This window comes from Pseudomonas lalkuanensis, from assembly GCF_008807375.1.
Taxonomy (GTDB): Bacteria; Pseudomonadota; Gammaproteobacteria; order Pseudomonadales; family Pseudomonadaceae; genus Metapseudomonas; species Metapseudomonas lalkuanensis.
The window spans coordinates 143,755-150,000 of record NZ_CP043311.1 but is presented as its reverse complement, the minus strand read 5'-3'; the positions used below and the strand labels follow the sequence as shown (position 1 = coordinate 150,000).

Below are 6,246 nucleotides of genomic sequence, written 5' to 3'. Positions count from 1 at the left end.
GAAGTCGTAACCGGCACGCTTGGCATAGGGGCCGAACTGGCCGAAGCCGGTGATGGAGCAATAGATGAGGCGCGGGTTGATGGCCTTCAGCGACTCATAGTCCAACCCATAGGCCGCCAGGCCACCCACCTTGAAGTTCTCGATAAGGATGTCGGATTTCGCCGCCAGTTCGCGAACCAGTTTCTGGCCCTCGGGACGGGTGAAGTCGACGGTCACCGACTGCTTATTGCGGTTGGCAGAGAGGAAATACGCGGCCTCGCTGGTATCCCGGCCATCGGCGCCCTTGAGGAAGGGCGGGCCCCAGGCACGGGTGTCGTCGCCGGAGCCCGGCCGTTCGACCTTGATTACCTCGGCCCCCAGGTCCGCGAGGATCTGGCCGGACCAGGGGCCAGCCAGCACGCGGGAGAGGTCGAGCACACGGATATGGGAGAGAGCGCCAGCCATGGGATCACCTGGGTTCGCGAAAGGGCCCGGGCCTCGCACCTATATATAGAAGAGAGGCCCGGCGGAAGATCAGAAGAACGCCTGGATGCCGGTCTGCGCGCGACCGAGGATCAACGCGTGGACGTCGTGGGTACCCTCGTAGGTGTTCACCACTTCCAGGTTCACCAGGTGACGGGCCACGCCGAACTCGTCGGAGATGCCGTTGCCACCCAGCATGTCGCGAGCCATACGGGCGATATCCAGCGCCTTGCCGCAGGAGTTGCGCTTCATGATCGAGGTGATTTCCACCGCGGCGGTGCCTTCGTCCTTCATGCGGCCCAGGCGCAGGCAGCCTTGCAGGGCCAGGGTGATCTCGGTCTGCATGTCGGCCAGCTTCTTCTGGATCAGTTGGTTGGCCGCCAGCGGGCGACCGAACTGGTTGCGGTCCAGCACGTACTGGCGCGCGGTGTGCCAGCAGGCTTCGGCGGCGCCCAGGGCGCCCCAGGAGATGCCATAGCGCGCGGAGTTCAGGCAGGTGAACGGACCACGCAGGCCGCGTACGTCGGGGAAGGCGTTCTCTTCGGGAACGAAGACGTTGTCCATCACGATCTCGCCGGTGATGGAGGCGCGCAGACCGACCTTGCCGTGGATCGCCGGAGCGGACAGGCCCTGCCAGCCCTTCTCGAGCACGAAGCCACGGATCTCGCCGGCATCGTCCTTGGCCCAGACCACGAAGACGTCGGCGATCGGGCTGTTGGTGATCCACATCTTGTTACCGGTCAGGCGGTAGCCGCCGTCGACTTTCTTGGCGCGGGTGATCATCGAGCCCGGGTCGGAACCGTGGTTCGGCTCGGTCAGGCCGAAACAGCCGATGTACTCGCCGCTGGCGAGCTTCGGCAGGTACTTCTGCTTGGTGGCTTCGTTGCCGAACTCGTAAATCGGCACCATCACCAGGGAGGACTGCACGCTCATCATCGAGCGATAGCCGGAGTCGATGCGCTCGACTTCGCGGGCGATCAGGCCGTAACACACGTAGTTCAGGCCGCTGCCGCCGTAGGTTTCCGGAATGGTCGCGCCGAGCAGGCCGGTTTCGCCCATCTCGCGGAAGATCGCCGGATCGGTCTGCTCATGACGGAAGGCTTCGAGGACACGCGGGGCCAGCTTGTCGGCTGCGAACTGCTGGGCGCTGTCACGCACCATGCGCTCTTCCTCGGTGAGTTGCTGGTCCAGCAGCAGCGGGTCGATCCAGTTGAAGCTTGCTTTGGCGGCCATGGGGAGTGTCCTCGGTAAGCGGGGTTCGGGGGGCGGGCCATCGCGGGCCACTGCCTTACTAGTGTTGACGCATCCTAGACAGCCTAGGACGTATCGGACAAACGAGGATTTCGCATGCTGTTGTGCTAATTTCTCACTCCGAAAAGCCAAAAGACCCATTTCCAAGCCTTTACTTGTGAACCTGAGGTACAGCATGCGCCGCAAGATACCCAGTACCGGCGCCTTGGTCGCCTTCGAATCCGCCGCCCGCCACCAGAGCTTCACCAAGGCCGCTGATGAGCTGTCACTGACCCAGAGTGCCATCTGCCGACAGATCGCCGGACTGGAGGAGTTTCTCGGACTGGAGCTCTTCCGCCGCTCGCGGCGCGGGGTGAAGCTGACCGAGGCCGGCCTGGCCTATTCACGGCGCATTGCCGCCCAGCTCGACGCGGTGGAACGCGACACTCTGGCGGTGATGGGTCAGCAAGGCGCAATGACCGTGGAGCTGGCCATCGTGCCCACCTTCGGCACCCAGTGGCTGGTACCACGGCTGAAGGACTTCCAGCGCCTGCATCCAGAGGTCACGGTCAACCTCACCAACCGCACCCGCCCCTTCCTCTTCGCCGACACCGACTTCGACGCCGCCATCTATTTCGGCGATGCCGAATGGTCGGGTACTCGCGCCGACTTCCTGATGCACGAAAACTCGGTGCCGGTGTGCAGTCCGGCGCTGCTGGAGGACCAACAGGGCCTGGACGCCGACGCCATCGCGCGCCTGCCGCTCCTGCAGCAGACCACCCGCCCCTACGCCTGGCGCCAGTGGTTCAGCTCCCTCGGGATGAACGTCGCCCGCGACCTCAGCGGCCCACGCTACGAACTCTTTTCCATGCTCGCCCAGGCGGCGATGCACGAGATGGGCGTGGCGCTGATCCCACCTTTCCTGATCCAGCGCGAACTGGCCGACGGCCGCCTGGTGATCGCCCACTCCCACAGCTTCCGCAGCGACAAGGCCTATTACCTGATCATTCCCGAACGCAAGCTCGAATCCGCCGCCCTGATCGCCTTCCGCGACTGGCTGGTGGACGCCGCGGGCACCTACCGGAGCGGCGCCGGCCTGGACTGAGTACAGGCTGTAACCCCAGGTAGCACCACCTCGCCCGCCCCCGTCCAGCGAGCGGAGGAAGACCCGTTCCAGGCACTCGCACGACGCGCCTATCACCCTCTAGGGTGATAGGCGAAATCGCCCGTTCAGGCAGTTATGGCGCTGGAAGCGGCTGATTAGCATGAGGCCTCCCAAGACCCGCTCTGGAGAGCCGCATGACAACAAGAACAATGCGCGGAATCTTCCGGCCGCACACGCTGGCCGCCGCCATCGCCCTGGGTTGCAGCGCCCAGGCCTTTGCCATCACGTTCAACATCGGTGAAATCGAAGCTCAGTTCGACTCATCCCTCTCGGTAGGCGCCAGTTGGGCTGTGCGCTCGCCTGATCCGGAGTTCATCTCCACCGCCAGCGGCGGCGAGGCGCTGTCGCGCACCTCGGACGACGGCCGTCTGAACTTCAAGAAGGGGGAGACCTTCTCGAAGATCTTCAAGGGCATCCACGACCTGGAATTGAAGTACGGCGATACCGGCGTCTTTCTGCGCGGGAAGTACTGGTATGACTTCGAGCTGAAGGACGAGCACCGGCTCTTCTACGACATCGACGATCACAACCGCAAAGAGGGCGCCAAGTCCTCCGGCGCGCAATTGCTCGATGCCTTCCTCTATCACAACTACAACCTGGGCGACCTGCCGGGCAGCGTCCGGATCGGCAAGCAGGTGGTTAGCTGGGGTGAAAGTACCTTCATCGGCAACAGCATCAACTCGATCAACCCGATCGACGTGGCTGCCTTCCGCCGCCCCGGCGCCGAGATCAAGGAAGGGCTGATCCCGGTCAATATGATCTACGTGTCGCAGAGCCTGACCGACAGCCTCTCCGCCGAAGCCTTCTACCAGCTGGAATGGGACCAGACGGTGGCCGACAACTGCGGCACCTTCTTCTCCACCTCGGACGTTGTGGCCGATGGCTGCGTCGACCGCCTGATCGTTGCTGGCCCAGACCTCCCGCCCGGCGTATCCACCAATACTGGCGGCACCCTCTACATCCCCCGCGCCGGCGACCGTGACGCCCGCGACAGCGGTCAGTTCGGCGTGGCCCTGCGCTGGTTCGTACCGGAAATGAACGACACCGAGTTTGGCGCCTACGCGATGAACTACCACAGCCGCGGCCCGATCTTCAGCACCATCCGCACCAGGACGCCGAGCGCGGCGATCATTCCGGGCGCCCCCGGTGCGCGCTACTTCATCGAGTACCCGGAAGACATCCGCCTCTACGGCCTGAGCTTCCAGACCAACGTCGAAGGCACCTCGCTCGCCGGTGAAGTCAGCTTCCGCCCGAACATGCCGCTGCAGCTGAACAGTACTGACTTGTCGTTCGCCGCCCTTGGCGTACCCAACACGCCCATCTTCGAAAGTGGTCACTCACGTAACCGCGCCGGTGAAGAGCTGCACGGCTACGAGCGCAAGCCGGTCACCCAGGCCCAGATCACCGCCACCCAGTTCATCGACCAGGTCATGGGCGCCAGCCGCCTGACCCTCGTCGGCGAGGTTGGCTACAACCATATCGGCGGCCTTGACGACAACATCGGCGACCTGCGCTTCGGCCGCGACCCCATCTATGGTCCCGGCCAGCTGTCCTCGCAGGCGGTGTGTCTCGCCCTCACCGCCGCCAGCCCCCAGCAGCGCGAGTGCAACGACAAGGGCTTCTACACCAGCAGCTCCTGGGGCTACCGCGCCCGCGCCAGCCTGGATTACAGCAACGTCTTCGCCGGCATCAACCTGACGCCGAGCATCGCCTGGTCCCACGACGTCGACGGCTACGGCCCGAACTTCAACGAAGGCTCCAAGGCCGTCAGCCTCGGTCTCAACGCTGAGTACCAAAACACCTACACCGCCAGCCTGTCGTACACCGACTTCTTCGGCGGCCACTACAACACGACCACTGACCGCGACTTCGTCGCCCTCAGCTTCGGCCTCAACTTCTGATCGCAAGGATTCCTGCAATGAAGAGAAGCATCCTGCAAAGCGGCGTCCTGGTCCTCAGCCTGCTCGCCGCCAACGTCATGGCCGCTGTCAGCCAGGAAGAGGCAGCCCAACTCGGTACCAGCCTCACCCCGCTGGGCGCGGAGAAGGTCGGCAATGCCGATGGCAGCATCCCGGCCTGGACCGGCGGCCTGCCCACCAACGCCGCGGTAGTCGACGCCAATGGCTTCGTCGGCGACCCCTATGCCAATGAGCAGCCGCTGTTCACCATCACCGCCGCCAACGCCGAGCAATACAAGGACAAGCTGTCACCCGGCCAGATGGCGATGTTCAGGCGCTACGCCAGCACCTACAAGATTCCGGTTTACCCGAGCCATCGCAGCGCCGCCGCACCGCAGGCCATCTATGACGCGGCCAAGCAGAGCGCCGTCAACACCCAGCCGGTGGACGGCGGCAACGGTCTGTCCAACTTCGCCGAGAGCCACTACTACGCCTTCCCTATTCCCAAGGACGGCGTGCAAGTGATGTGGAACCACATCACCCGTTACCGCGGCGGTAACGCCCGGCGCCTGGTAGTCCAGGCCACCCCGCAGACCAACGGTTCCTTCACCCCGGTGCAATTCGAGGACGAAGTGGCCTTCCCGGCCGACATGAGCCAGCTGGACAAGGAGAAGTCGGCCAACGTGCTGCTCTACTTCAAGCAGCGCGTGCTGGCACCCTCGCGCCTGGCGGGTAACGTGCTGCTGGTCCACGAGACCATCGACCAGGTGAAGGAACCTCGCCTGGCCTGGCTCTACAACGCCGGCCAGCGCCGCGTGCGCCGCGCCCCGCAGGTGGCCTACGACGGCCCGGGCACCGCCGCCGACGGCATGCGCACCGCCGACAACTTCGACATGTTCTCCGGCGCCCCGGATCGCTATGACTGGAAGCTGATCGGCAAGAAGGAGATGTACATCCCCTACAACAGCTACAAGCTGGAATCGCCCAAGCTCACCTACAAGGAGATCATCCAGCCGGGCCACCTGAACCAGGACCTGACCCGCTACGAGCTGCACCGCGTGTGGGAAGTGGTCGCCACCCTCAAGCCCAACGAGCGCCACATCTACGCCAAGCGCCATTACTTCATCGACGAAGACAGCTGGCAGGTTGCCTACGCCGACCACTACGACGGCCGTGGCCAGCTCTGGCGCGTGGGTGAAGGCCACGCCAGCTACCACTACCAGCGTCAGGTGGCCACCTATGCCGTGGAAGCCCTCTACGACATCATCGCTGGACGCTACATTGCCCTTGGCCTGAAAAACGAAGAGAAGCACGGCATCGAGTTCGGCTTTGCCGCCACCGGCGCCGACTACACCCCTGCCGCCCTGCGCAACGCAGGCATTCGCTGACCCCTCCGGGCGCCCCGATCCAGGGGCGCCCCTCCCCTCCGCACCGCCGTGTTATGGCGACTCATCAGCGCCATGCATGCTCCTTCAAGCGCACCTGAGGCCG

Annotated in this window: 5 protein-coding genes (1 of these 5 only partly in view); 3 read left to right on the top strand and 2 right to left on the bottom strand. The window is 64.4% G+C overall.

Translation table 11 applies throughout. The annotated features are described in order from the left end of the window. Both FXN65_RS00685 and FXN65_RS00680 read right to left on the bottom strand, forming a co-directional pair. A protein-coding gene (locus tag FXN65_RS00685) for a CaiB/BaiF CoA transferase family protein (RefSeq protein ID WP_151131183.1) crosses the window boundary here: on the bottom strand, positions 1 to 444 show its 5' end (the start). Its footprint begins 780 nt before the window's first position; 444 of the gene's 1,224 nt are visible here — the first part of the coding sequence; its start codon is at positions 442 to 444; the stop codon falls past the left edge of the window. A 69-nt stretch (positions 445 to 513) separates the two neighbouring features. After that, on the bottom strand, positions 514 to 1,695 hold the full coding sequence (locus FXN65_RS00680) for an acyl-CoA dehydrogenase (RefSeq protein ID WP_151131182.1): 1,182 nt from the start codon (positions 1,693 to 1,695) through the stop codon (positions 514 to 516). Positions 1,696 to 1,888: 193 nt separating this feature from the next. Between FXN65_RS00680 and FXN65_RS00675 the strand changes: the two genes are divergently transcribed. The 3 genes from FXN65_RS00675 to FXN65_RS00665 all read left to right on the top strand — a co-directional run bounded on the left by FXN65_RS00675 (position 1,889) and on the right by FXN65_RS00665 (position 6,143). Continuing rightward, entirely contained in the window at positions 1,889 to 2,797 is a 909-nt protein-coding gene (locus tag FXN65_RS00675) for a LysR family transcriptional regulator (protein ID WP_151131181.1), read from the top strand. 194 nt (positions 2,798 to 2,991) lie between these two features. Beyond that, on the top strand, positions 2,992 to 4,758 hold the full coding sequence (locus FXN65_RS00670) for a DUF1302 domain-containing protein (RefSeq protein WP_151131180.1): 1,767 nt from the start codon (positions 2,992 to 2,994) through the stop codon (positions 4,756 to 4,758). A gap of 17 nt (positions 4,759 to 4,775) precedes the next feature. Beyond that, the gene (locus tag FXN65_RS00665; RefSeq protein ID WP_151131179.1) at positions 4,776 to 6,143 is read left to right on the top strand and encodes a DUF1329 domain-containing protein; all 1,368 of its coding nucleotides are present in this window, start codon (positions 4,776 to 4,778) and stop codon (positions 6,141 to 6,143) included. Positions 6,144 to 6,246 lie beyond the last annotated feature (103 nt).